The organism is Methylobacterium sp. AC690, from assembly GCF_979256535.1.
Genome location: NZ_CEEDOX010000001.1, coordinates 326,984 through 352,451, shown reverse-complemented (window position 1 = coordinate 352,451; position 25,468 = coordinate 326,984). Strand labels below are relative to the sequence as shown.

Here is a 25,468-nt window from a genome sequence, read left to right as displayed (position 1 = left end):
AATCGCGCTCCACGGTGAATCGAGCGTGAAACGGGACGTCCGTCCGGTGTGCAGCGCACCCGGATCGTGGCATGAGGCCGTCAGCCACGCGACCGACCTTTGTGATGGCTTGACGACGCGAGTCCGGGAACGGACCCGTCTGTTGGGGGAACACCGGAATGCGCCTTACTCATCCCAACCGCGGTGCGATGGCGGCCGTGCTGGTGTCCGTCATCGGCTTCGGCCTCGGCGGATGCGACGCCCTCGACTCGATCAATCCGTTCGCCGAGAAGTACAAGCCGGAAGTCGTTCCGGATGTTCCCGCTGACAAGCTCTACAGCGAGGGCTTGGCGCGCATGGAGGACAAGGACTACGAGGGCGCCTCGAAGAAGTTCGGCGAGCTCGACAAGGCCTACAGCTATTCCGACTGGTCGCGCAAAGCGCTGCTGATGACGGCCTACGCGAATTACGAGGGTGCGAAGTACGACGACGCGATCAACGCCTCGAAGCGCTACCTGCAGCGCCATCCGGCGAGCAAGGATGCGGCCTACGCCCAGTACCTGATGGCGATGTCGCACTATAAGCAGATCCCGGACGTGACCCGCGACCAGGACCGCTCCGAGAAGGCGCTCGCCGGTCTGCAGGAGCTTGTCCAGAAGTATCCGACCTCCGAATACGCGGCCGACGCCAAGGCCAAGATCCAGATCACCCGCGACCAGCTCGCCGGTAAGGAGATGGAGGTCGGGCGCTTCTACCTCGAGCGCCGGAACTTCCCGGCCGCAATCAACCGGTTCCGTGACGTGGTCAGCAAGTACCAGACGACCCGTCACGCCGAGGAGGCCCTGGAGCGCCTGACCGAGGCCTACATGGCTCTCGGCCTGACCCAGGAAGCCCAGACCTCCGCCGCCGTGCTCGGCCACAACTTCCCCGACAGCCCCTGGTACAAGGATGCGCACGCGCTCCTGCAGAACGGGGGCCTCGAGCCGCGCGAGGAGAAGACCTCGTGGCTCAGCAAGGTCTATCGCGGCGTCATCGGACGCACCGCCGAGGCCCAGTAGGCCCCGGGCCCGCCCCCGCGTCGAGGGCCGCTTTGCCGCTCCCCCAGGGGGGCGGCATCTTTTTGCGTGAAGCCGGCGGCACTTCGCCGTAAACACGGCGCCAGCATCCACAACGGGACCCCAGACGCGGCATGCTGAGCCAGCTCGCGATCCGCGACATCGTTCTCATCGATAAGCTCGTCCTGACCTTTCGCGAGGGCCTCAGCGTCCTCACCGGCGAGACGGGCGCGGGCAAGTCGATCCTGCTCGATGCCTTTGCTCTGGCGCTCGGCGGCCGCGGCGACGGCCGGCTCGTGCGCCATGGGGAAGGGCAGGGCGCCGTCACGGCCGTCTTCGACGTGCCCCTCGATCATCCGGCCCGGGCGCTCGCCGCCGAGGCGGAGATCGACACTGAGGGCGATCTCATCCTCCGTCGCGTGCAGATGGCGGACGGACGCACGCGCGCCTTCGTCAACGACCAGGCCGTGGGCGTCCAGGTCCTGCGTGCCATCGGCGCGGCGCTTGTGGAGATCCATGGGCAGCACGACGACCGGGCGCTGGCCGATCCCACTACCCACCGCGCCATCCTGGACGCCTTCGGGGGCCTGCAGGGCCCGCTGGCCCAGGTCGCCGAGGCCGCCAAGCGCGTGAAGGGCGCCCGCTCCGCCTTGTCCGAGCACCGGGCCCGGGTGGAGGCCGCCGCCAAGGAATCCGACTTCCTGCGCCATGCCGTGGCGGAGCTCGAAACCCTCGCGCCGGAACCGGGCGAGGAGACCACCCTGGCCGAGCGCCGCACGGTGATGCAGCAGAGCGAGAAGGTCGCGCGCGAGCTGAACGAGGCGATCGAGGCCTCGGGCGGCCCCATCGTGTCCCACCTCTCCTCCGCCCTGCGCAAACTGGAGCGCCGGGCGGCGCAGCTGCCGGCCCTGGTCGAACCCTGCGTCGCCGCCCTCGACACGGCCCTGACCGCTCTCGACGAGGCCCACAGCATCCTCGACGTGGCCCTGCGCGAGGCGGAGTTCGATCCGCGCGAGCTGGAGCGGGTGGAGGAGCGACTGTTCGCTCTGCGGGCCGCCGCGCGGAAATACCAGGTGCCGGTCGACGATCTTGCCGCCCTGCGCGTACGCTACGCCGCGGACGTCGCTGCGATCGACGCCGGCGAGGAAGCCCTCGGCGGTCTGGAGGCAACGCTGGCTGCGGCGGAGGCCGCCTACGCGAAGGCCGCCGCCAAGCTCACCGACGGGCGCAAGCGAGCGGCCAAGGCCCTCGACGCGGCGGTGAAGGCCGAGCTGCCGCCACTCAAGCTGGAGCGCGCCCGCTTCATCACCGAGATCGCCACCGATCCGGACTCCCGCGATCCGTCCGGCTACGACCGCGTGGAGTTCTGGGCCCAGACCAATCCGGGTACGCGCCCGGGGCCGATGATGAAGGTGGCCTCGGGCGGCGAGCTCTCGCGCTTCATGCTGGCCCTGAAGGTGGTGCTCGCCGACAAGGGCTCCGCGCCGACCCTGATCTTCGACGAGATCGACACCGGCGTCGGCGGGGCGGTGGCCGATGCCATCGGCGCCAGGCTCGGGCGCCTGGCCACGCAGGTCCAGGTGGTGGCCGTGACCCACGCGCCCCAGGTGGCGGCGCGGGCGGAAACGCATTTCCTGATCGCCAAGGACCCCGTGAAGGGCAGCGACCGGGTCGCCACGCGGGTCGCCTCCCTGGAAGCACCGGCGCGCCGGGAGGAAATCGCCCGGATGCTGGCCGGTGCCACGGTGACCGACGAGGCCCGGGCCGCGGCGGCACGCCTGCTTCAGGCGGCCGACGCCTGAGCGTTGTGGGACGGCTCGGGCTTTAACGCTTTCTTAACCATGTTGGACGACACTCGTTAAACGGCGAGTGCGCTCCATTTCGGCGCCGGCGTTGGATCGCTCGAACGAGGGACTGAGACGTTGGACCAGAGAGTTTGCGACGGCGAGATGCGGGAGGACGCGACGCATGCGTGTCAGCCCAACCTGCCCGACGACACGCGGTACCGTCTCGGAACCGCGCTGCGTTCGATCTACGAAGAGACCTGCGACACCCTGCCGATCCCGGACAGCCAGATCGATCTCCTGCTGCGCCTGCGGCACAAGGAGCGGGATCTGCGGCGGCTCGACTAGGACCCGCTACCAGCGCCGCGCATTCGGCTGTCGCTTGTACTCGGCGGCGCGGATCTGGGTCATGACCCGGTCGAGGCTGAGAAGCAGCGCCTTCTCGTCGTCGGCGGCCTGGTCCACGGCCTCCTGGCCGGGGCCGAACTGCCGGCGCAACTGCACCAGCGACAATTGACGTTCCAGATCCTCGCGCTGCGCATGCAGGTCGAGGAACGCGGCCTCGTCGCCGTCGATCGTGGTCGTTCGCTCCGTCACGGCTCGTCACCTTTTCTCGCCGGTCCGAAACCGGCGACGGTGATCAACGCGCGAAGTCTCCAAACCGTGCCGCGCCCGTGCGCGGCGGATCAGCGAAAGCCGCCGACGCGTCGGTCCCGCTTGCGCTCGGCCGCCGGCTGGTAGGCAATCTGCGCGTGGGCGGTGCAGTAGGGCAGGCCCGTGATCGACCGGTCGCCGCAATAGTGGAAGTCGGGCGAAGTCGGATCGCCGATGGGCCAGCGGCACATCGATTCCCGGAGGTCCATGATCGTCACGCGGCGCGAGAGCGTCAGAGCGACCGGGGCCACCACGACCGGTGCGGCTGCGGGAGCCTCGAAGGCAACCGCGGCGTCGTCGAGGTCAGGGGCCACGATCGCGGGCGCCACGACCTCGAGTTCCGGCTCGCGCACGACCTTGCGCGGCGACACGCCGGGCGTCTCGGCCGACTTGACGCGGCCCGAGAGGCCGAGCCGATGGACCTTGCCGATGACTGCGTTGCGCGTCACGCCGCCGAGCTGCGTCGCGATCTGGCTGGCGCTCAGGCCATCCTCCCACAGCCGGCGCAGGAGATCGACCCGCTCGTCCGACCAACCCGGGACCGTTTCCGCCATAGCCCCCTCCGAAATCGCCCGCTTCCGTCCGTTCGACTCACGTGACGCCCCTGCACCGGGCCTGCGGCGCCGAGATCAAGACCGTCATCGGGTGAAGGACAGCGGCCCCCCGGCCGTCGATGTGCGAACCGTACAGGACGCCGAGACGCCGAGGCAAGTGCGGCCGGGATGATGCCGCGGCACCCCTGTCACCTGTCCACCGGCAAAGGCCGGGCGGCCCCGTGCCCAACGATCTCGCCCGTGCGGCCCGGATGGGCTAGAGCGGCGGCTCCGTGCCCTCCCGTCCGCCCCCTGATCCTGCGAGTGTCCATGACCGCCCTGCCGCCCATCGCCGTCTTCGATCTCGACGGGACCCTGGCCGAGACCGCCGGCGACCTGATCGGCACCCTGAACGTGATCCTGCGTCGCGAGGGCCTCCAGGCCCTGCCCCTCGAGCAGGCCCGCGACATGATCGGCGCGGGGGCCAAGGCGCTGATCCAGCGCGGCTTCACGACGGCCGGCGAACCGTTGTCGACCGAACGGCTGGAGGCGCTGTTCTCTGACTTCATCGCCCATTACGGCGACCATCTCTGCGAGCAGTCGCACCTGTTCCCCGGCGTCGTCGAGGCCCTGGACGCCCTGCGGGGCCGCGGCTTCCTCCTCGCCGTCTGCACCAACAAGTACGAGGGCCAGGCCGTGCGTCTGCTCGAACTCCTGGGCGTGGCCGACCGCTTCGCGACGATCTGCGGCCGCGAGACCTTCCCGTACTTCAAGCCGGATCCGCGCCACATCACCCTGACCATCGAGCGCGCCGGTGGCGACCCGACCCGCGCCGTGATGGTGGGGGATTCCCGCGCCGACATCGATGCCGCCAAGGCCGCCGGCATTCCAGTCGTGGCGGTGCCCTTCGGCTACACCGACCTGCCCGTGACCGCGCTCGGACCGGACCGGGTCATCGCCCATTTTGACGAGCTTGGCGCTGCCGTGGCGGCGCTCGTCCCGAACGCGTGAAGCGGGCGACGGGACTGGGCCACGAAAAAAGGGTCGCCCCACGGGGCGACCCTTTCTCACTTCGATCGAGGACGACCGCTCAGTTGATACGGTCGGCGAGGTTGGCCGAGTGGGCGTGCTCGCCGGCGATGTAGGGCAGCGCCTGGTTGGCGAACTCACGACCCTGCACGCTGTCGCCGTTGCGGGCGTAGGAGGCGTAGAGGCCGAGAGTGCGGGCGTCCGAGTTGGCCTGCTGGTCGACGTAGGTGCGATCGAAATCACGGCCCGCGCGAGCGGACTTCAGGCGATCGAGCCGGCCCTGGCCCTCGGCCCCGATGGCTACACGGCGGCCCGGCTCTGCGGGGCTGTTGTCCACGAGGCCGACACCGCCGAGGACGCCACCGACGACGCGCTGGGCGATGGTGGCCGAGATCGTCACCGGGGCGAGGACGACGCCGACCGGGTTGTCGAGGCGGGTCTCGAAGGGCTGAGTGTCGGAAATCACGGTGCCGCCGGCGGTCAGCGAGGTGCCCTCGGGCAGCAGAGCCTGGGTGGTGGCCTTACGCTCGACCAGGACGTTGTGGGCGTACTGACGGACGCGCGGGTTGCGCGAGCGCTCCAGGGCGATGCGGCTCGACTCGATGCTGACGGCGTCCGAGCGAAGGGCGGCGGCGCGGAAGTCGGAGGTGTCGGTCACGGTCGGCTGGTTGCCGTCGAACTGCGGGGCGACGCGGAAGGACAGCGGCTCCTGGGCCAGGGCCGGGGTGGCCAGGGCAGCGACCGACAGGCCGAGGGCGGCGAGGAGGGACTTGGTCATGGCGAGTTCTCTTTCCAGGACGCCTGAACGGCGCCGTTCTTGATGATCGTTTGCGGTGCGGCAACACGTGGCCCGACCGGGCGTTCCACCCTGCGTCGCATTGGAGCATTGCGTTCGGGGGGGTGTTATTCGGCGCCTTCGACTCCAGAGCGGGTCGGTTCCCGGGAGGGAATTCCGGCGTCAGGATCGGATGTCGGATCAGCAAGCGCGCGGGTCCCTGCGCGAAGTGCGGCCTCTCCTCGACAGCCTGACCCGCTTGCCCGCGCACGCCCGAAGTCGGACGCCGTGGCTCCTCCCTCGGGGCCGGTGAGGGTGGCGCGGTACAACGCGTCGCCCTCCGCAATCGTGAGCGGCAACCCGGCCGCACGGCTTCGCCACCGGTGCGGGGAGTCGACCGTTGCACCGCTGTTCCGGCGGGACGGGTGGGCCGGCCCGGCGCGCGAGGCGCCTCTCAGTGCGCCTCTTCCCAGTTCAGGGCGGCGCGGGCCTCGACCACCAGCGGGACCTTCAAGGTCAGTGCGGGGGCGGGGGCGTCGACCATGATGCGGGTGATCACCGGCAGGGCCTTCTCGACCTCGTCCTCGGGTGCCTCGAACACGAGTTCGTCGTGCACCTGCAGGAGCATGCGCACGTTCAGGCGCTCGGCCCGCAGCGCTTCCTCCATGCGGATCATCGCCCGGCGGATGATGTCGGCGGCCGAGCCTTGGATCGGTGCGTTGATGGCCTGACGCTCGACGGAGGCGCGCTCGTTGGGATTGTTCGAGCGGATCTGCGGATAATGGCAGACCCGGCCGAACAGGGTGGTGACGTAGCCGAGATCCCGGCAGCGCCGCTTGGTGTCGTCGATATAGGCGCGGATGCCGGGAAAGCGCTCGAAATACTGCTTGATGAAGGCGCCCGCCTCCTCGCGGCCGATGCCGAGGCGGTCGGCGAGGCCGAAAGCCGAGATGCCGTAGATGATGCCGAAGTTGATGGTCTTGGCCCGCCGGCGCAGGTCCGGCGTCATCTCGGCGAGCGGCACGCCGAACATCGCGCTGGCGGTGGCCGCGTGGATGTCGATGCCGTCCGCGAAAGCCTGGCGCAGCTGCGGGATGTCGGCGATGTGGGCGAGAAGGCGCAGTTCGATCTGGCTGTAATCGGCCGAGATCAGGCGGTTGCCCTCCGCCGCCACGAAGGCCCGGCGGATGCGGCGGCCTTCCTCGGTGCGGATCGGGATGTTCTGCAGGTTCGGCTCGGAGGAGGAGAGCCGGCCGGTGGTGGTGGCGGCCAGCGAGAACGAGGTGTGGACCCGGTCGGTCTCCCGGTCCGCATGCTGCTGCAGCGAATCCGTGTAGGTGGATTTCAGCTTGGCGAGCTGGCGCCATTCGAGGATCTTCTTCGGCAGCGGATGCCCGGCCTGGGCGAGCTCCTCCAGCAGGGTCGCGGGCGTCGCCCACTGGCCCGAGGGCGTCTTCTTGGCGCCGGGCAGGCCCATCTTGCCGAACAGGATGTCGCCGATCTGCTTCGGCGAGGAGACCTGGAATTTCTCGCCCGCATCCTCCTGGATCTCCTCTTCCAGACGCACCAGGATCTGCGAGAAGTCGCCGGACAGCCGGCTGAGCATGTTGCGGTCGACGCGGATGCCCTCCGCCTCCATCCGGGCGATCACCGGCACCAGCGGACGCTCCAGGGTCTCGTAGACGGCGACGCGCTTCTCGGCCACGAGCCGAGGCTTCATCATCCGCCACAGGCGCAGGGTGACGTCGGCATCCTCGGCCGCGTAGGCGGTGGCCTTGTCCAGCGCGACCCGGTCGAAGGTGACCTTGGCCCGGCCCGTGCCGGCCACGTCCGAGAAGGTGATGGGCTGGTGCCCGAGATGGCGGCGCGCGAGCTCGTCCATGCCGTGCCCGCCCTTGCCGGCGTCGAGCACGTAGGAGATCAGCATGGTGTCGTCGAAGGGCGCCACCCGGATGCCGTAGCGCGACAGGACGGCAAAATCGTATTTCAGGTTCTGGCCGACCTTCAGGACGCCCGGGTTCTCGAGAAGCGGCTTCAGCCGCGCGATCGCCGCCTTGAGAGGGATCTGGCCGGGCAGCAGGCCATCGCCGAACAGGTCGTCGCCCCCGCTATGCGCGAGGGGGATGTAGGCCGCCCGGCCCGGCGCCACGCAGAGGGAGACGCCCACGAGATTGGCGTGGTTGGAATCCAGCGAATCCGTCTCGGTGTCGACGGCGATGACACCGGCCTCCTCGGCCTCGGCGATCCAGGCGTCGAGCTGCTCGACGGACCCGATCGTCTCGTAGGCGGCCGTGTCGAAGGGCTTCACCGACTCCGCCGCCCGCGCCGCCACGAGGCCGGCGGGCGTCGGCTCGGAGGGGCCGCGGGGCTTGGGCGCGACATCGGGCAGGCCGAGGTCGGCGAAGGGATCGACCTCGCCGCTCGGGGCGCCGGACGCGGTCTCGGGATCGACGGGCACCGGGTCGCCGTGGGCGTCCGGGAAGAACGGGGCGTCGGGCGCGGGTTCGCGGTTCGGCAGCAATGCCGGGTCGGGCTGCACCGCCTCCGGGTCGACGTGGAGCATCTGGGCGATGCGCCGGGTCAGGGTGTTGAACTCCATCGCCTTGAGGAAGCCGACGAGTTTCTGCGGATCGGGCTTGGGCAGGCGCAGGTCGTCCAGCGGCACCGGGAGGGGCACGTTCTCCTCAAGCGCCACCAGCCTTCGCGAGAGGCGGGCCTGGTCGATGCTGGCGAGCAGGGTCTCGCGGCGCTTGGGCTGCTTGATCTCGGCGGCGCGCTCCAGAAGCGCGTCGAGGCTGCCGTATTCCTTGATTAGGGCCGCGGCGGTCTTCAGGCCGATGCCGGGCACGCCCGGCACGTTGTCCGAGGTGTCGCCGATCAGCGCCAGGGCGTCTCCGATCTGCTCAGGCTGCAGGCCCTCCCACTTGGCGATGATCGCTTCGCGGTCGAGGTTGCGCTCGGGCCGGTAGCCGGGCTTGCCCTTGGCGCCGGACTCGAAGTCGTAGAACCGCACCAGGGGGCCGACGAGCTGCATCAGGTCCTTGTCGGACGAGACGATGATGACGCCGGCCCCGCGCGCCTCGGCCTGGCGCGAATAGGTGGCGATGAGGTCGTCGGCCTCGTAGCGGATCAACTCGATCGGCTGCAGGCCGAAGGCCCGCACGGCGTCGCGCATCAGCGGCATCTGCCGCTTGAGGTCGTCCGGCGCGTCCGGACGGTGGCCCTTGTAGTCGGGGAAGAGCTCCTTGCGGAACGAGCCCTCCGACTTGTCGAACACGATGGCGAGGTGCGTCGGCATCACCCCGGCCGCACCCTCCTGCACGAACTGGGCGATCTTGGTGCAGAACAGCCGCACCGCGCCGGTCGGCAGGCCATCCGACGGCCGCGTGTTGTACTTCTGGTCCTGGTTGATCGACTGGAAATACGCGCGAAAGATGAACGACGACCCGTCGACCAGGATGATCTGATCGCCGGGGCCGACGGGAGCGGAAGCGGGAGACGTCATCGGGCGCGGGATCTCGTGAAGGGGATCGGGACGGCCGCGCTCAGGGAGCCGGCGGTCGGCTCAGTTCAGCATGGCAGACCGCGATGATCGAAGTCAGAGGGTCGTGGACGGTCTTCCAAACGATGTCCAGCGCCACCCGCTGATCGGCGTGACGGTCGAAATTTGCGGCATCCGCGATGTCGCGCCAGGGAATCTCGGGATGGCGCGCCTGCCTGTCGGGCCCGAGTTGCCGGCTCGCTTCCGGGATGATCTCGAGGCCGCGCATGACGGCACCATCGGTGCGCTGGTCAGCCTCGAAGGTCGCGGAGGTCATGCCGGCGACGATTTGCAGGGCCGCCTCAGCGGTGACGATGATGTCTTCGCAGGCATCGGGCTCGCGTTCAGACGGCAGGAACGGCATCACGCTCGATCCGTGTCCTGATCCGCTCCTTCAAGCTCTGCCGATCGGCCACGTCGACCGCCACCGGGAACAGATCCCCGATGACGTGGCAGGGACCGACGGAGCCGTCGACGTCGCGCTTCAGGTCCTTGCCCAGGTCGATCACGGTATCGACGTCACGTCGGGCCTGCACTTCCCCGAGCGCCGTCGAGTCGAACCGCGTGGCACGCCGGATGCTACGCTGCTGCAAGGCGCGCTCATGCGTTCGCAGGATCTCGATGGCGGCGTCGCGTTCCATGGAGGGAGCCTACCGCAACGCGGGCGGTGGCCGGAAGACCCCTCACGTCGCAGCCCCCACCGTATCGGCCATCCGGGCGTCGCGGGTTCCGAGCGGCTGCTCCGGGCCGCGCGTGGTGTCGGCCTCGGTCTGATGCTCCATCTCGGCGTTGACCTCGGCACCGATGAGCACGATCGTGGTGGAGATCCAGATCCAGGTCATGAAGCCGATCACGGCGCCCAGCGAGCCGTAAGTCTCGTTGTACTTGCCGAAATTGGAGACGTACCAGGAGAAGCCCAGCGAGGTGACGAGCCAGGCCACGGCGGCCAGGGCGCTGCCCCAGGTCACCCAGCGCCAGCGCGGGGCGTCGCGGCTCGGGCCGTAGCGGTAGAGCAGGGCAAGGCCGCCGAGCACGGCGGCGAGAAGCACCGGCCAGCGCAGCAGGGCGATGTACCAGGCCTCCGAACTCAGCCCGACGATGTTGATCGCCGCCGGAACCACCACGATCCCGACCAGTGCCAGGATGATGAACAGCAGCGCGCCGGCGGTGAACGCCAGCGAGCGCAGGTTGAGCCAGATGAAGCTCCGCGTCTCGCGCTCCTCGTAGACGATGTTCAAGGCGGAAAAGACCGCCTTCATGCCGCCGTTCGCGCTCCACAGCGACAGGACGATGCCGGTGAAGAAGGTCAGGCCGAGGGTGGTGTCCCCCTTGGCGGCGATGCGCTTGACCTGCTCGCCGATGATGTCGAGGGCCCCGGAGGGGATGACGCCCTGCAAGCTCTGCAGGTGCTCGTTGATGGTGGCCACGTCCGCCACGAGCCCGTAGCACGAGACCAGGGCGGCGATGGCGGGGAAGATCGCCAGGAGCACGTAGAAGGTCACGCCGGCGGCGACCGAGACGATGTTGTTCTCCGAGACGTCGTGGAACACCCGCATCCCGATATCCTTCCAGCCCTTCGCCGGGATCTCGGAGGGCGTGCGCGCCCCGCGGCCGCGCTCGGGCTCGGCGCTGGCCACCCGACGGGCGTCGGTGCCGGCATGCGAGGGGGAGGGCCGGCGGGTCGGATCCTTCGGCATCGCCCGGGCTGGTGCCGTCCCGCCGGTCCTACGCGGAAGGGCGACGAAGCCGAGAAGCGCGGTGGCGAGGGCGACGGTCCAGAGGGTCGAGTTTCGGGTTTCGACTGCATTGGGCGCAGTCGAATGCTCGTTCGGTGAGGTCATCGATCGTCCGTTCCGCCGAAGGGATCGTCATTGCAAGGTGATGCTGGCGTTGCTCGACGCAACAAACGTTGCTTCGACAACGGGATGCGACGGCCAAGAGTTTCCTTGCGGCTCACGGAAAAGCGAGCAGGGGCGATGCGGCGGCCCGTCCGGATTTATTCCGCGAAACACCGGTCCGAGGGCCGACATTGTGCGTCGGGGCACGTGAAGGGACGCGGCGCGCGGAATTTCGGGCGCAGCCTGCACGTGGGGGCCGTTCGCGGCTTGCTCTCGCGGGCGCCACGCGGCACGGCCCCAGGAGCCCCAGACCTCGACCCGGAGACGTCCGCCCCGTGCCGCACGCGACAGAGCTGATCGCCATCATCGCCCTCGGCCTCGTCCTGGCCTTCGTGTGCGGAATGCTGGCGCAGCGCCTGCGCCTGCCGCCCCTCGTGGGCTACCTCCTCGCGGGCGTCCTCGTGGGCCCCTATACGCCGGGCTTCGTGGGCAACAGCCAGCTCGCCGGGCAGCTCGCCGAGATCGGCGTGATCCTGCTGATGTTCGGCGTCGGCCTGCACTTCTCGATCAAGGACCTGATGGCGGTGCGTGCCATCGCGCTGCCGGGCGCCATCGTGCAGATCCTGGCGGCCACCGCCATGGGCGGCGCCCTGGCGCTGGCCTGGGGCTGGGGCCTCGGCGCGGGTCTCGTCTTCGGCCTCGCCCTGTCGGTGGCGAGTACGGTGGTGCTGCTGCGGGCGCTGGAGGAGCGCCGGCTGCTCGACAGCGACAAGGGCCGCATCGCGGTGGGCTGGCTCATCGTCGAGGACCTGGCGATGGTGCTGGCCCTCGTGCTGCTTCCGGCGCTGGCCCCTTCCCTCGGGGGCGACGGAGCGGGCGCCGCGCACCATGCCGGGGACGGCAACCTCTGGCTGACCCTGGGACTGACGCTGGCCAAGGTCGCGGTCTTCGCCGCCGTGATGCTGGTCGGCGGCCGGCGCTTCGTGCCCTGGCTCCTCGACCAGGCGGCCCGCACGGGCTCGCGCGAACTCTTCACCCTGGCGGTGCTGGCCCTGGCGCTCGGCATCGCCTTCGGCTCCGCGGAGCTCTTCGGCGTCTCGTTCGCCCTGGGGGCGTTCTTCGCCGGCATGGTGCTCGCCGAATCCGACCTCAGCCATCAGGCCGCGGCCGATTCCCTGCCGCTGCAGGACGCCTTCGCGGTGCTGTTCTTCGTCTCGGTCGGCATGCTGTTCGACCCCGGCATCCTGGTCCGCGAGCCCCTCTCGGTGCTGGCGGTGCTCGGCGTCATCCTCATCGGCAAGTCCCTGGCGGCGGTGGCGATCGTGCTGGCCTTCCGGCATCCCCTCGGCACCGCCCTCACCATCGCGGCGAGTCTGGCCCAGATCGGCGAGTTCTCGTTCATCCTCGTCAGCCTCGGCCTGTCCCTGAAGCTCCTGCCGGAGGAGGGGCGCGACCTCATCCTCGGGGGCGCCATCCTGTCCATCACCCTGAACCCGCTGTTCTTCGCGCTCACCGACTGGATCGGACGCAAGGTCGCCGAGCGCCCGACCCTCGCCGCCCGCTTCGAGCGCAAGGGCGCCGCAGCCCTGGCGGTCACCGGCGAGAGCCCGCCGCATCGGGGCCACGCGATCATCATCGGCTATGGTCGGGTCGGCAGCACCATCGGCAAGGCGCTGAAGGCCTGGGACCTGCCCTACATCGTCCTCGACCGCGACCGCCGCCGGGTGCTGGAGCTGCGGCAGGAGGGCATCGAGGCGGTCTTCGGCGACGCCACGGCCCCGGGCATCCTGCAGGCCGCCGACATCGCCCAGGCCCGCTTGATCGTGGTCGCGACACCGGAGGCCCACACGACGCGGCGCATCGTCGAGCTCGCCCGCGAGATCCATCCGGGCATCGACACCCTGGTGCGCACCCACAACGACGGCGAGCGCCGCCACTTCGAGGAGCAGGGCGTCGGCCTCGTGCTGATGGCCGAGCGCGAACTGGCCTTCGGCATGACCCTCTATGCCCTGCGCAGCCTCGGCCTCAAGGAGGGCGAGGCCCGGATCTTCGTCGACAGCACCCGGGTCGAGAGCCGCTCGGCGCCCATCGAGACCGCTGTCGACCAGGTCACGCCGGAGCTGCGTCCCCACAAGGAGGAGGGGACATAGCCCTCAGGCCGCCAGCGACTGTCCGAGCGCGTGGACCCGGCGCAGGTCGGCGACGAAAGCCGCGTAGGCTTCCGCCTTCGCCTCGTCCGGCAGGCGCAGCAGGTAGGACGGGTGCACGGTGATGAAGCCCGCATAGGGTTTCTCGAACTGCGCCGGCCCCCGGGCCCGGGTGATCGGGATGGCCTTGCCCGTCAGGGCCAGGACGGCGGTGGCGCCGAGCGCCACCACGAGCTTCGGCGCGACGAAATCGAGCTCCCGGTCGAGCCACCAACGGTAGTGGCTGACCTCGCCGGCGGTGGGTTTCTGGTGGATGCGGCGCTTGCCCCGCTCCTCGAACTTGAAGTGCTTGACCGCATTGGTGAGGTAGGCCTCGCCCCGGTCGATTCCGGCCTCGGCCATCGCCCGCGAGAGCAGTTGCCCGGCGGGGCCGATGAAGGGGCGCCCCTGGCGGTCCTCCTGGTCACCCGGCTGCTCGCCCACGAAGGCGATGGCGGCGCCCACCGGCCCCTCGCCGAGGACCGCCTGGGTCGCGCCGGGGACCAGCGGCTCCGAGCGCCGGATGATGGCGTTGAGCGCCTCCAGCGAATCCGGGGCCTGATCCGCCATGGCCGCGACGGCCCGGGCGGGATTGCGCTTGACCGGCATCTGCGGCTCCCTCTCGATCATGGCGCCGGTCCGCGCCGCCGCCTGCCGGACGAGGCCCGGAATGGCGGCGGTTTCGGGCATGTTGCGCCAGTACTTCTTCGGCATCTCCGCCCGCATCGCGGCGAGGTTCGTCCGAGCGGGGTTGAACGTGCTCTCGTAGTAATCGCGCCAGCCCGACTCGAAGCCATCCTGGGCCGGTGCGTCCTCGCGTCGCCCCGGCGGCCCGAACGCCAGGGTCTCGCGGTCCCAGCGGGCGGAGCCCTCCGGCGTCAGGATCGTCCAGTCGAGCCCGCGGAAGCGGTCGACGAAGAACGGGGCGGCCGCCCCGAGGATGTGGTGGTCCGGCTCGAACCAGGCGACGAAGCGCTCGGGCCCATCTCCCGCGACGCGGCGGAAACGCAGGAAGGCGTGCATCTTGTGCAGGTCGCGGGCGATGGCCTTGCGCATCCGCTCCAGGCGGTGGACCAGCGGGTCGCTCGAGATCTCCAGCAAGCGGCGCTCGCCCTGCAGGATGCGCCAGATCAGGTCGTAGAGCAGGGCGTAGCGCTCGGGATCGCGGTGGGGCACCACCCGGGCGACCATCTCACCCACCCCCCGCGGCAGGCTCAAGGGAGCCTCGCCGGAGGGTGCAGGGGCCGGCGCCCCGAACAGCCCGGACGCCTCGCCGATGGACCACAGCACCCGCTCCGGGGGGATGCCCCGGCCGGCGAGACGACGGGCCGCAGCCCGGAAGCCGTCGAGGTCCGCGCCGGGCGAGAGGGCGACGGCTTCGAGCGCGCCGCGCCCGAACCCTTCCCCCTCCGCCGGGGAGGGCGGGGCGGATCGGTGCGCGCCCGCCATCCTAGAACAGGCTCAGTTGCTTGGGCGGATCGGCGAGGCGCGCCCGCAGGTCGAGGCGGTCGGTGAGGCCGCCCGCCGGGTGGTAATCGGCGGCGATGAGGAAGGGCCGGGCCCGCTTCAGGGCCGAGGTTAGCCGCGCGACGTCGTCGAGACGCAGGCGGGTGTGCCGGCGGGCCCGGATGATCTTGTCCACCGCCCGGGCGCCGAGGCCCGGCACCCGCAGCAGCATCTCGCGGTCGGCGGCGTTCACGTCGACCGGGAAGCGCGCCCGATGCTTCAGGGCCCAGGCCAGCTTCGGGTCGATGTCGAGGGAGAGCATCCCGTCCTCGGTGGCGTCGGCCACGTCGTCGGGCGTGAACGCGTAGTACCGCAGGAGCCAGTCGCCCTGGTACAGGCGGTGCTCGCGCTGGAGCGGCGGCGCTGTCAGCGGCAGGATGGTCGAGCCGTCGGGAATGGGGCTGAAGGCCGAGTAGTAGACCCGCTTGAGGTTGTACGAGCCGTACAGGAGCGCGCTCTTCCGGATCAGCGCCTCGTCCGTGGTGGCGTCGGCCCCGACGATGACCTGTGTCGACTGGCCGGCCGGGGAGAACCGGCGCTTCTCGGCCTTGGCCTCGGCGATGCGCTCGCCGATCTGCGCGATGGCGTGCTGGATGACCGCGCCGTCCTTCTCGGGAGCCAGGCGCTCCAGGCTCGCCTCGGTGGGCAACTCGACGTTGATCGACAGTCGGTCGGCGTAGAGGCCCGCCTCCTCGATCAGCCAGGGGCTCGCTTCCGGGATCGACTTCAGGTGGATGTAGCCCCGAAAGCCGTGGTCGCGTCGGAGCGACTTGGCCACCCGGGTCAGCAACTCCATGGTGTGGTCCGGCGACTTGATGATGCCGGAAGAGAGGAACAGCCCCTCGATGTAGTTGCGCTTGTAGAATTCCACCGTCAGGGTGACGACCTCCTCGACGGAGAACTTTGCGCGCTGCACGTTGGAGGAACGCCGGTTCACGCAGTAGGCGCAGTCGAAGAGGCAGTAGTTCGTCAGCAGGATCTTCAGCAGCGAGATGCAGCGCCCGTCCGGCGTATAGGCATGGCAGATGCCGGCGCCGGTGGTCGAGCCCAGCTCGCCCTTGCCGGCCGTGCGCTTGGGCGCCCCGGAGGACGAGCACGAGGCGTCGTACTTGGCGGCATCGGCGAGGATGCGCAGCTTCTTCGCGAGCGTTTCGTCCATCGAAGAGAGATGCGCCTCGTTCGTGGTTCGTTCAAGTTTTCGCGGGGGAATTCGCGCTTTCTCCGCCGCCGCGATGTCGCAGCGCGCTTCGTGGAACTCAAGCGTGGACGCGGGTTCCGCCGTTAAGCTTCGTGGTCGGAGATTTCGGCATCGAGATCCGCCTCGATCACTTGTCGGCCGAGGCCGTACGGGAAGCCGGCACGCGCCATGGCGGCGAGGTCCCGGTCGCGGTGGGCCTCGCGGGTCCCGGGACGGCGCCAGGGTCCGAGGCGCCGCCGCTTGGCATAGGCCCGGGCCGCTTCCGCCTCGAGATCGACATCCGCGTCCGCCGTCTCCCGCTCCGCCTCCATCGCGCTGGCCACCTGCTCGCGCGACACGCCCTTGGCGGCGAGCTTGGCGGACAAGGCCCGGGCGGAAGCGCCGCGCCGGCGCAGGGCCGCCAAGCGCCCGGCGGTGAAGCGGGCGTCGTCGACGAGGCCGGCGCTGACGGCCCGGGCCACCGTGGCCTCGATCGCCTCCGCGAAGGCGCCCGCCTCCTCGCCGCGCAGGCGGCAGCGCTTGTCCACCCGCCGCTTCAGCGTCTGCCGCAGCATTGCCACGGAGGCGCTGTAGCGTTCGAGGTAATGCAGGGCCGCCCGCTCGAGATAGGCGGGGGTGACGGGCGGGGGCGGTTTGACCTCGGCCCGGCCATCCGGTGCGGCTCCGGTGGGGCGGCGGGACGCAACGTTTCGCGGTGTCATCGGTTCTTCACGATCCGGACGGGTTTCGGGTGTCGGTCTCGCAGATATGGTGATCACGCTGGACAAAGGCTCGTTCCTGCCATGCCGGCATTTCTCGTGAGACGCGAGTGGCTTCTCGTCCTCCTGGCGCTCGGCTTCGCCGTGGTGGCGGGGATGCTGGTCTACCTGTCGCGCCCCACCACCCTGACCGTGGCGGTCGGCCCCCGGGACGGCGCCGAGGCGACCCTGCTGCAGACCTACGCCCAGGCCCTGGCCCGTGGCCGCGAGGATGTCCGCCTCAAGCTGAACTTCTACGATGACGTGCGCGACAGCGCCGAGGCGCTCCAGAACAACAAGGCCGACCTCGCCGTGGTCCGGCCGGACGTACTCCTGCCCGAGAACGGCCTCACCCTGGCGATCCTGCACGACGAGGCGCTGCTGATCGCCGCCCCCGAGGCGGCCGGCATCGAGAATTTCCCCGACCTCGCGCGCAAGCGCCTCGGCGTGGTCGAGCGGCACGCCGCCGACATGCCGTTCGTGACGAACCTCCTCGCCTTCTACGACTTCTCGGCCCAGCCGGCCTCCGAGCCGGTTCCCGAGGGGGGCCTCGGCCCGACCCGGGTCGCCCTCGTGCCGCTCACGCCCCAGGAAGTCACCAGCGCCATCGCGGAGGGGCGCGTCGACGCGGTGGCGGTCATCGCCGCCCCGGCCTCGAAGGCGGCGATCTCGACGGTGCGCGCCGTCGAGGCGGCCTCGGCCGAGAAGAAGATCAACTTCGTATCCGTCCCGGACGGCGGGGCGATCATCCAGCGGATGCCCGAGCTGCAATCCGTGACGATCCCGGCCGGTACCTTCGGCGGCCGTCCCAAGCGCCCGGACGAGGACGTGAAGACGGTGGGCGCCTCCTACCGGCTGATGGCCCGCGGCGGCGTCAGCCGTTTCACGGTCGCCTCGGTGACCCAGCACCTGTTCGAGTGGCGCTCCAAGCTGGCGCCCCTGGCACCCATCGCCAACCTGATGAAGGCGCCGGACTTCGATTCCACCGTCGCGGCCACGAGCGCGCGCCTGCCGAACCATCCCGGCGCGGTGGATTACTTCGAGCGCGAACAGCAGACGGTGTTTGAGCGCTACGAGGACTACATCTACCTGCTGGCGTTCTTCGGCGGCACCGTCGGATCGGGCGTCGCCTGGATCGCCCAGCGCCTCGCCCGCAAGCGCCGCGAGCGCATCGACATCGTCCTTGACCGGCTCCTCGACATCCTGCGCGAGGTGCGCGCCGCCACCTGCAAGGCCGACCTCGACGGCCTCGTGCGCGAGACCGACGACCTCGTGGCCGACGTCGTCCAGCATGCCCGCGAGCGCAACATCGACAACCGCACCGTGAGCGCCCTGATCCTGGCCATCGATGCCGTCCACGCGGCGATCAACGACGAGCGGCGCAATCTCGGCGCAGGCGGTATCGAGAGCGGGCGCGCGGTGGACCATGCCCGCACGGCCCGTCTGCTCTCGCTCCACGCGCCGGCGGCAGAGTAGCCGGCGGGACGCGATCGCGCCTTGCCGGCAGCCCGGGGGGCGGGATCACCCGGCCGTGTCGAGTTCCGGTCCGCGGGTGACGTCGAGTCCGCTCGGTGCGCCCTGCGGCGGGCCGACCGTGACGGGCCGGCCGGTGCGCGCCGCCTCGTAGATCGCCTCCATCAGAACCTGGTCCTGCAGGCCCTCCTCGCCGGGGGTGCGCGGGCGCCGATCCTCCTGGATGCAGCGGGCCATGTGGTCGATCTCCAGGGCGAACTGGTTCTTCTGCGTCAGGCTGCGGGTGTCCTGCGATTCCGCCTGCCCGTCCGGCCGCGCGATGACGAGGCGCTGTCCGCGATACGCGAAGGCGTTCTGCAGATCGATGGCGGCTCGGTCGGTGTGAACCTGGAGCCGGCGCGACTCGTGCACTCCGTAGCTCGTCATGCACTGCGCGATGACCTGCGAGGGAAAGCGCAGGGTGAAGGAGACCGATTCCTCGACCTCGGCGAATTTCGGATCCCCCTCGGGCGCGTGGATCTGCGCCTCGACGGAGACCGGCTCCTCGCCGGTGAGGGCGCGCACGCCGTTCAGGCAATAGAGCCCGATATCCGGCAGGGCGCCGCCGCCGGCCAGAGCCTTCTTCAGGCGCCATTGCTGGGGCAGACCGGTGGTCTGGCCGTTGAAGGCCTGGATCAATCGGGTCCGGCCGACTTCGCCGGACCGGGCGAGGCGCACCACCTCGCGGTTGTAGGGCTCGTACTGGCAGCGATAGGCGATCATCAGCTTGACCTTGGCCGCCGCGCAGGCCGCGATCATGTCCCGGGCCTCGGCCGAGGAGGCCGCCATCGGCTTTTCGCAGAGCACGTGCTTGCCGGCCTTGGCCGCGGCCAGCACGTCGCCGCGATGCACGGCGTTCGGCGTCACCACGTAGACTGCCTGGATCGCGGGGTTCTGCGCCAGGCGATCCCACTCGTCGTAGCCGTAGACCGCTTCCGGTGCGATCCCGTACTGCTCGGCCACGAGCTTCGCCTTGGCGGGGGTGCCCGACATCAGTGCGACAACGCGCGAGCGCTTCGTCTCGCCGAAGGCCGGCAGGATCTCCTCCAGGCTGAGGCGTCCGAGGCCCACGATGGCGAAGCCCACGCGCTTGCCCGGCGGCATCGGTGCGGGCGGCGGCGGGGGCGCCCGGTCTCCGGGGCCGCGCCAGTTCGGGAACATCACCTTGCCGCCCTGCACCGCGCCGGTATCGGCCGGGACCGAGGGTCCCGGCGGGCCCGATTGCGCGCTGGCGCCCGTCGCCCCGAGGGCGAGACCGGTCAGCGTCGCACTGCCCGCGCGGAGGACGTTGCGGCGGGAGAGGGGGATTTCATCCGTCATGAAGCTCGCTGTCGGTTCCGGCGGGACAGGGGCCGCGGCGGGGGAACCGGCGGCCTACTCCCTCGGGAACGTCACGGCGAGAAACGCGGTTCCGGCGATCCGCAGGCCTGCGCCACCGGAGCGCTGCCGCTCTCAGGCCTCGTCGCCCCGCGCGGCCAGGCGGGCCTGCAGGGACGCGATCTCGGCGCGCGCGGCCCGAAGGTCGCGCATCAGGCCGATGGGGATCGGCACCGCGGCGGGCGGGTCCGGGACGAACTGGACGCCGACGCAATCGTCGCCGCGCCAGATCAGGCGCACCGGCCGCGTCTGCCGGGTCTTGCGAATGTGGAGGTCGAAGATCTCCGGCAGGGGCACGCCGTCGCTGAGCGCGAGGCGCAGGCCGTCCGGACCGCAGTCGCGGACCAGGCAGGCCGTGTCGGAGGCATGCGGGGCGATGCGGATATCGGCGCCGAGGAGGCTCCGCAGTCGGTTTCCGTGTCGACGCTCGCCGGTGATCGGACCCATGTGACCCTCTCCAGAAGTGGCATCCGGGATAACGGGATTGTGAGGTCTTCGTGCCGGTAAACACAAGCGCCGGGGTGGTTTATCATCCGGTAGGGTTAAGGCGTGCGCTCGGGCTCCCCGTGCTGGGTCGGGGCCTCGACCTCGCCGCGCTGTTGCAGAACCAGGGCGACGAACCAGCAGAGGGCCGCCCAGGCCGCCCCGACGCACCAGCCGGCGACCACGTCGCTCGGCCAGTGCACCCCGAGATAGATCCGGCTGAGGCCCACCAGCAGCGTCATCGACACCCCGACGATCAGCACCAGGATCTTTACCCCACGCTGCCGGTCCACCCGGGCGATCAGACTCGCCAGGGTCAGGTAGGCGATGGCCGACATCATCGCGTGGCCGCTGGGAAAGCTCGTGGTGAACACCTCCATCCCGTGGGGCACGAGGTCCGGACGGGGGCGGTGGTAGAACAGCTTGAGCACCGTCGAGGCGATCTCGCCGCCGCCGATCGCCGCGATCACGAAGACGGCGATGCGCCGGCGCCCGGTCATCGCCAGGTAGGCGCAGGCCGCTGCCGTCACGAACACGATGGTGAAGACGCTGCCGAGCCCGGTGATGTCGCGCATGGTCTCTTCGAGCCAGCGCGGCCCGATCGGGTCGGAGAGATCGGCCGGATTGCGCAGGGCAAGGAGGACCTTGCGGTCGAGGGCGGCGGTCGAGCCCTCGCCGACCTCGTTGGCCAGGGCGAAGAAGCCGTAGCCGAGCAGGCTCACCGCCAGCAGTGCCAGGACCGGGCCGACCTCGTTCAGGCGCAGGGCCAGGCGCAGGGCGTTCGCCCGGGTGAGGAGCGGATTGTTGCGGTAGCCGGAGGGCAAGGCTTTCATGCGGGCGTCTTCGCGAACTCGTCGATGAGGGGCTGGAGTCTCCCGGCATAGCGGATCGGCGGCCTGACCTCCATCCGGGCGGATGCGGCGCTATCCGAACGTGAAGGTGCCGCGACGCTCCCAGGGACCGCCGAGGTAGCGCCAGAGCAGAAGGCCCGGCGCGGTGAAGTGGAACGGCTTGAACTCCGCCTCCAGTTCCGCGTGCAGCGCCCGGGCGGTGCCGGGATCGACCTTGTTCTGGACCGTGACGTGCGGGCGCCAGCCCTGCCGATCCTGCGCGGTCAGACCCTCGCTCAAGCTCTCGAACTGATCGGCGAGCCGCGCCCGGAAGGCCGACAGGGCGTCCGAGGCCAGCACGTAGGCGACGCCGCGCCCGGTGAAGCGCAGGCCGGTCACCGACACCTCGGGCGGCGCCTGGGTTCGGGTCATCGCCGCCAGAGTCTCGACGATGCCTGGCTCGCTCGGACCTGGCAGGTGGTGGAACAGGGTCGCGTGGGCGGGGATGTGGTTGAGCGCCTGCGGGAAGTGCCGGCGGCGCAGGCCGTCGAACCGCGCGAAGGTGTCGGGATCCATCCCCAGGGAGAGAATCAGCGGGTCGGGCGTGGGCGTGTGGTCTGTCATGGTCCGATCCGGCGTGAGGCAGGGAGATGGCGCGGGCAGGGGTCGCGTCCAGGGGCAGGGGCCGCGTCCAGGGGAATGGTCACGGGGCGGCCCGAGGCCGCCACCGCCGCGCGGCCTGTTCAGGGCGGTCCGGGCCGGCTAGAGAGCCCGGATGCGGCGCAAACACCGGGAAATCGTCCATGTGGGGCGCGAGGGCTGGCTCTTCCTGATCGGAGGCACGAACGGTGTCCTCGAGCAGTATCGCGCCACCCTGTCCCGGTGGTGGCGCCTGCGCGGCTGGGTCAAGCTCATCGAGGCGCGGGCTGCCCGGGCCCGGGCGCTGGGCATCCGCTACGTGCACGTGGTCGTGCCCGAGAAGCTGTCGGTCTACGACGACCGGACCCAGGATCTGCGCTTCGATCCACGCCAGGCGCCCACCCGCCTGCTGGCCCGGCGCCTGATCAACAATCCCCACTACGTCGACCTCCTGGCGCCGATGCGAGCGGCGCGGGACGGCGCGGTGCCCCTCTACTACCGCACCGACACGCACTGGAACTACGAGGGCTGCCGGCTGGCCTACGGGGTGCTGATGCGGGCCTGCGGCGCCGTGCCCCCGGCCGATCTCGACGCCCGCGAGCGCTACGAGACCACCCGGGTGCGCGATCTGGGCGAGAAGATCCCGGAGCAGCCGATCGAGACCGCGAGCCATGCGGTGCTCGACCGGGACGCCCACCGGACCTACGCGAGCCCGCTCGTGGCCGCCTACGAGGCCGCCGGTCGCGCCCCGGACCTCCACGTCGGCGCCCATGTCTGCTTCCGGAACGACCGGCCGGACGTCGATCCGCGCACCCTGGTGCTGTTCGGCGATTCCTACGCGCATTTCGCGCCGATCATGCTCACCGGCATCCTGGCCGAGAGCTTTCGCGAGGTGCACTTCGTCTGGTCGTCGAGCATCGACTGGGGCTACGTGGCACGGGTGCGGCCCGATCTCCTGGTGTTCGAGATGGCCGAGCGCTTCGTCACCCGCCTGCCCGACGACACCTTCGACATCGCGACCTACCAGAAAGGCGAGCACCTCGCGGCCGCCACGCCCGCCGTCGCGCCGCCCCCAGCCGCGGCCTCCGCGTCGGAGGGGCTGTCCGCCGAGGCCTGAGCGCCCATCTTTCCGCGAACACGCAAGCGCGGGAAGGACGGATCATGGGGCTGCTCGTCGACGGCGTCTGGCAGGATACCTGGTACGACACCAAGGAGACCGGCGGCCGCTTCAAGCGCACCGACGCCAAGTTCCGGAACTGGATCACCGCCGACGGATCCCCCGGTCCCAGCGGGGAGGGCGGGTTCCCGGCGGAGGCGGGGCGCTACCACCTCTACGTCTCCCTCGCCTGCCCCTGGGCCCACCGCACCCTGATCGTGCGGGCGTTGAAGGGTCTGGAGGCGGCGATCTCGGTCTCGGTGGTCGACCCGCATATGGGCCGGGAGGGCTGGGTCTTCGGCGACTCGCCCGGCGCCACGCCCGACACCGTCATCGGCGCCACCCGCCTCTACGAGGTCTACCTGAGGAACGATCCCGGCTTCACCGGCCGCGTCACCGTGCCGGTGCTGTGGGACAAGCAGCGTGCCGCCATCGTGTCGAACGAATCGGCCGAGATCATCCGGATGCTGAACGGCGCCTTCGCGGGCACCGGGCCGGACCTCTACCCGGCCGACCTCGCGGAGGCGATCGACGCGGTCAACGCCCGGGTCTACGACGCCGTGAACAACGGGGTCTACAAGGCGGGCTTCGCCACCGAACACTCCGCCTACGCGGAGGCCTTCACCGCGCTGTTTGCCGAACTCGACGCCCTGGAGGCCCGCCTCGATACGGCGCGCTACCTCTGCGGCGACCGGCTGACCGAGGCGGATATCCGCCTGTTCACCACCCTGGTGCGGTTCGACGCGGTCTATGTCGGGCACTTCAAGTGCAACCGGCAGCGCATCGCCGATTATCCCAACCTGTCGAACTACCTGCGCGATCTCTACGCCCTGCCGGGGGTCGCCGGCACGGTGAACCTCACCCATATCAAGCGGCACTATTACGAGAGCCATCCGACCATCAATCCGACCCGGATCGTGCCCCTCGGACCGGCCCTCCACTTCGACGCCCCGAACGACCGCGCCGCCCGCTTTCCCACCTGAGCCCGGAGCCCTGCGCGCCCGCAGCCCCTCGACGAACCGACCCGCAGCCTTACATCGGACCCATGATGCGCCTCTCGACCACCTGCCTCGTCCTTCTCGCTGCGCCGCTGCTCACGGCCGCACCCGCGTTCGCCCAGGCGGCCGTCAAGCTCGAGGGCCGCTGCGAGAAGCTCGTGATCGCCGGACAGGACGTCTCGGCCACCTGCAAGAACACCCTCATGAACACGGTCTCGCGCAACCGCACGAGCTTCGACTTCGCTGCCGAAGGGCGGTCCCTGAGCTTCAGCGGCAACGGCGCCCAGCAGGAGCGGACGGAGGAGACCGATCCGCTCCAGCCGATCAACCTCGTGATCCCGAGCGAGACGACCAAGGACGGCGTGGTCCAGGGGCCCCTGGTCGCCGTCGGCTCCTGCACCTTCAGCACCCCGGAGCCGGGCAAGACCGCGATCACCTGCGAGGCGAACGCTGCCAAGGGCACCTACCAGGGCATCTTCGTGACCGATGCCAAGGCACCGGAGGCGGGCAAGACCGGCGGGAGCGCCCCCCGCTAGGCGGGCGGGTCTTCATCCGGAGGGATATCTTGCCGAGGGTGGATTGTGCCGAGGGCGGATCGTGGCGAGACGGGATCCGGGGACATTGCGTGTGGACGTCCGCTCTGGTCCGAGCGCGCGGAGTTCCCATCTCTTGACGCAGGGCGGACCGGGCGGACAGACCCGGACCCTCTGACGGATCCAAACGAAGGCCTCGAGGACGTTATGCTGAACGATGCGCCGGTGCCGGGCGGCCCCACCCCTACCAAGGATGTGACCACGGCGAGCTTCCGCCAGGATGTCATCGCCGAGTCGATGCAGCAGCCCGTGCTCGTCGACTTCTGGGCCCCGTGGTGCGGCCCGTGCAAGCAACTCGCCCCCGTGCTGGAGAAGGTGGTCGCGGGCTCCGCTGGCGCGGTGAAGCTCGTCAAGATGAACATCGACGAGCATCCCTCCATCGCGGGCCAGCTCGGCATCCAGTCGATCCCCGCCGTGATCGCCTTCGACAAGGGGCAGCCGGTGGACGGGTTCATGGGCGCTGTGCCCGAGGCCCAGATCAAGGACTTCATCGCACGCCTCGCCGGCCCCGCCGGCCCGACGCCGATCGAGGAGGCCATGTCGGAGGCCGAGGCCCTCCTCGGGGTCGGCGACGTGGCGCAGGCCGCGCAGCTCTACGCCGCCGTGCTCGCCGAAGAGCCCGAGAACGTCGACGCGATCGCGGCCCTGGCCAAGATCCAGCTCGACCTCGGCGATCTCGAGAACGCCAAGCAGCTCGTCGCGATGGCGCCGCCCGAGAAGGCGTTCCATGCGGGCCTCGCCAGCGTACGCGCGGCGATCGAGCTCGCCGAGCAGGCGGCGGCCCTGGGAGACCTCGGCACCTTCCAGGCCCGCATCGAGGCCGACCCGAGCGATTTCCAGGCTCGCTTCGACCTCGCGCTCGGCCTCAACGGCCGCAACATGCGCGACGAGGCCGTGGACCAGCTGATCGAGATCGAGCGGCGGGACCGGACCTGGAACGAGGGCGCGGCGCGCAAGCAGCTCCTCACCTTCTTCGAGGCCTGGGGCCTTATGGACAAGGCCTCGATCCGCGGGCGGCGACGCCTGTCGACGCTGGTCTTCGCGTGAGGCCGCGAACGAACCGCA

Annotated in this window: 24 protein-coding genes; 10 read left to right on the top strand and 14 right to left on the bottom strand. The window is 70.3% G+C overall.

Annotated elements, in window-relative coordinates:
• The first annotated feature begins 158 nt into the window (after positions 1-158).
• From AC0IY1_RS01715 to AC0IY1_RS01705, 3 genes are all read left to right on the top strand, one after another.
• A complete protein-coding gene (locus AC0IY1_RS01715; RefSeq protein WP_055947152.1) occupies positions 159-1,037 on the top strand; it encodes an outer membrane protein assembly factor BamD in 879 nt (292 codons plus the stop codon).
• 131 nt (positions 1,038-1,168) lie between these two features.
• Entirely contained in the window at positions 1,169-2,836 is a 1,668-nt protein-coding gene (gene recN, locus AC0IY1_RS01710; RefSeq protein WP_471767236.1) for a DNA repair protein RecN, read from the top strand.
• Between the two features lie 120 nt (positions 2,837-2,956).
• Positions 2,957-3,166, top strand: a complete 210-nt coding sequence (locus AC0IY1_RS01705) for a hypothetical protein (protein WP_146056308.1) — start codon at positions 2,957-2,959, stop codon at positions 3,164-3,166.
• A gap of 6 nt (positions 3,167-3,172) precedes the next feature.
• Here the strand turns inward: AC0IY1_RS01705 and AC0IY1_RS01700 are convergent, their stop codons facing one another.
• Positions 3,173-3,415 (bottom strand): hypothetical protein, encoded by a 243-nt coding sequence (locus tag AC0IY1_RS01700; RefSeq protein WP_103708273.1) that lies wholly within the window; start codon positions 3,413-3,415, stop codon positions 3,173-3,175.
• An 89-nt stretch (positions 3,416-3,504) separates the two neighbouring features.
• The gene (locus tag AC0IY1_RS01695; RefSeq protein ID WP_055947159.1) at positions 3,505-4,026 is read right to left on the bottom strand and encodes a GcrA family cell cycle regulator; all 522 of its coding nucleotides are present in this window, start codon (positions 4,024-4,026) and stop codon (positions 3,505-3,507) included.
• 309 nt (positions 4,027-4,335) lie between these two features.
• On the opposite strand from AC0IY1_RS01695, the gene gph reads away from it, so the two are divergent.
• The gene (gph, locus tag AC0IY1_RS01690) at positions 4,336-5,016 is read left to right on the top strand and encodes a phosphoglycolate phosphatase (protein WP_471767234.1); all 681 of its coding nucleotides are present in this window, start codon (positions 4,336-4,338) and stop codon (positions 5,014-5,016) included.
• Between the two features lie 79 nt (positions 5,017-5,095).
• On the opposite strand, the gene AC0IY1_RS01685 is transcribed toward gph, so the two are convergent.
• The 5 genes from AC0IY1_RS01685 to AC0IY1_RS01665 all read right to left on the bottom strand — a co-directional run bounded on the left by AC0IY1_RS01685 (position 5,096) and on the right by AC0IY1_RS01665 (position 11,191).
• The gene (locus tag AC0IY1_RS01685) at positions 5,096-5,812 is read right to left on the bottom strand and encodes a DUF4142 domain-containing protein (RefSeq protein ID WP_471767232.1); all 717 of its coding nucleotides are present in this window, start codon (positions 5,810-5,812) and stop codon (positions 5,096-5,098) included.
• Positions 5,813-6,263: 451 nt separating this feature from the next.
• Positions 6,264-9,314: a DNA polymerase I gene (gene polA, locus AC0IY1_RS01680; protein WP_055947164.1), complete on the bottom strand. Its 3,051-nt coding sequence runs from the start codon at positions 9,312-9,314 to the stop codon at positions 6,264-6,266.
• 40 nt (positions 9,315-9,354) lie between these two features.
• Positions 9,355-9,714, bottom strand: a complete 360-nt coding sequence (locus AC0IY1_RS01675) for a HepT-like ribonuclease domain-containing protein (RefSeq protein WP_471767229.1) — start codon at positions 9,712-9,714, stop codon at positions 9,355-9,357.
• Complete coding sequence (locus AC0IY1_RS01670) at positions 9,695-9,991, bottom strand: nucleotidyltransferase family protein (RefSeq protein WP_471767227.1); 297 nt, start codon at positions 9,989-9,991, stop codon at positions 9,695-9,697. The genes AC0IY1_RS01675 and AC0IY1_RS01670 overlap by 20 nt, the downstream gene beginning before the upstream one ends.
• A gap of 42 nt (positions 9,992-10,033) precedes the next feature.
• The gene (locus AC0IY1_RS01665; protein WP_471767225.1) at positions 10,034-11,191 is read right to left on the bottom strand and encodes a YihY/virulence factor BrkB family protein; all 1,158 of its coding nucleotides are present in this window, start codon (positions 11,189-11,191) and stop codon (positions 10,034-10,036) included.
• A 332-nt stretch (positions 11,192-11,523) separates the two neighbouring features.
• On the opposite strand from AC0IY1_RS01665, the gene AC0IY1_RS01660 reads away from it, so the two are divergent.
• The gene (locus AC0IY1_RS01660; protein ID WP_471767222.1) at positions 11,524-13,338 is read left to right on the top strand and encodes a monovalent cation:proton antiporter-2 (CPA2) family protein; all 1,815 of its coding nucleotides are present in this window, start codon (positions 11,524-11,526) and stop codon (positions 13,336-13,338) included.
• Between the two features lie 3 nt (positions 13,339-13,341).
• On the opposite strand, the gene AC0IY1_RS01655 is transcribed toward AC0IY1_RS01660, so the two are convergent.
• The 3 genes from AC0IY1_RS01655 to AC0IY1_RS01645 form a co-directional block, all read right to left on the bottom strand.
• Positions 13,342-14,823, bottom strand: coding sequence for a UdgX family uracil-DNA binding protein (locus tag AC0IY1_RS01655; RefSeq protein ID WP_471767219.1), 1,482 nt, complete (start codon positions 14,821-14,823; stop codon positions 13,342-13,344).
• A gap of 1 nt (position 14,824) precedes the next feature.
• Positions 14,825-16,039, bottom strand: coding sequence for a putative DNA modification/repair radical SAM protein (locus AC0IY1_RS01650; RefSeq protein WP_471767218.1), 1,215 nt, complete (start codon positions 16,037-16,039; stop codon positions 14,825-14,827).
• 122 nt (positions 16,040-16,161) lie between these two features.
• Positions 16,162-16,779 carry a regulatory protein RecX gene (locus AC0IY1_RS01645; protein ID WP_471767216.1) on the bottom strand — a complete coding sequence of 206 codons (618 nt, stop codon included), beginning with the start codon at positions 16,777-16,779 and terminating at the stop codon, positions 16,162-16,164.
• Positions 16,780-16,860: 81 nt separating this feature from the next.
• On the opposite strand from AC0IY1_RS01645, the gene AC0IY1_RS01640 reads away from it, so the two are divergent.
• Entirely contained in the window at positions 16,861-18,291 is a 1,431-nt protein-coding gene (locus tag AC0IY1_RS01640) for a TAXI family TRAP transporter solute-binding subunit (protein ID WP_055947180.1), read from the top strand.
• Between the two features lie 45 nt (positions 18,292-18,336).
• On the opposite strand, the gene AC0IY1_RS01635 is transcribed toward AC0IY1_RS01640, so the two are convergent.
• From AC0IY1_RS01635 to AC0IY1_RS01620, 4 genes are all read right to left on the bottom strand, one after another.
• The gene (locus tag AC0IY1_RS01635; protein ID WP_471767214.1) at positions 18,337-19,647 is read right to left on the bottom strand and encodes a Gfo/Idh/MocA family protein; all 1,311 of its coding nucleotides are present in this window, start codon (positions 19,645-19,647) and stop codon (positions 18,337-18,339) included.
• Positions 19,648-19,779: 132 nt separating this feature from the next.
• Entirely contained in the window at positions 19,780-20,151 is a 372-nt protein-coding gene (locus AC0IY1_RS01630; protein WP_103708285.1) for a hypothetical protein, read from the bottom strand.
• Between the two features lie 95 nt (positions 20,152-20,246).
• The gene (locus tag AC0IY1_RS01625) at positions 20,247-21,020 is read right to left on the bottom strand and encodes a phosphatase PAP2 family protein (protein WP_471767213.1); all 774 of its coding nucleotides are present in this window, start codon (positions 21,018-21,020) and stop codon (positions 20,247-20,249) included.
• Between the two features lie 90 nt (positions 21,021-21,110).
• Positions 21,111-21,641 (bottom strand): 2'-5' RNA ligase family protein, encoded by a 531-nt coding sequence (locus AC0IY1_RS01620; RefSeq protein WP_055947187.1) that lies wholly within the window; start codon positions 21,639-21,641, stop codon positions 21,111-21,113.
• Between the two features lie 151 nt (positions 21,642-21,792).
• On the opposite strand from AC0IY1_RS01620, the gene AC0IY1_RS01615 reads away from it, so the two are divergent.
• The 4 genes from AC0IY1_RS01615 (at position 21,793) to trxA (ending at position 25,450) form a co-directional block, all read left to right on the top strand.
• Positions 21,793-22,773, top strand: coding sequence for an alginate O-acetyltransferase AlgX-related protein (locus AC0IY1_RS01615; RefSeq protein WP_471767211.1), 981 nt, complete (start codon positions 21,793-21,795; stop codon positions 22,771-22,773).
• Between the two features lie 44 nt (positions 22,774-22,817).
• Positions 22,818-23,795: a glutathione S-transferase family protein gene (locus AC0IY1_RS01610; RefSeq protein ID WP_471767210.1), complete on the top strand. Its 978-nt coding sequence runs from the start codon at positions 22,818-22,820 to the stop codon at positions 23,793-23,795.
• A gap of 65 nt (positions 23,796-23,860) precedes the next feature.
• Positions 23,861-24,346, top strand: a complete 486-nt coding sequence (locus AC0IY1_RS01605) for a hypothetical protein (RefSeq protein ID WP_471767410.1) — start codon at positions 23,861-23,863, stop codon at positions 24,344-24,346.
• A 204-nt stretch (positions 24,347-24,550) separates the two neighbouring features.
• A complete protein-coding gene (gene trxA, locus AC0IY1_RS01600) occupies positions 24,551-25,450 on the top strand; it encodes a thioredoxin (RefSeq protein WP_471767208.1) in 900 nt (299 codons plus the stop codon).
• Positions 25,451-25,468 lie beyond the last annotated feature (18 nt).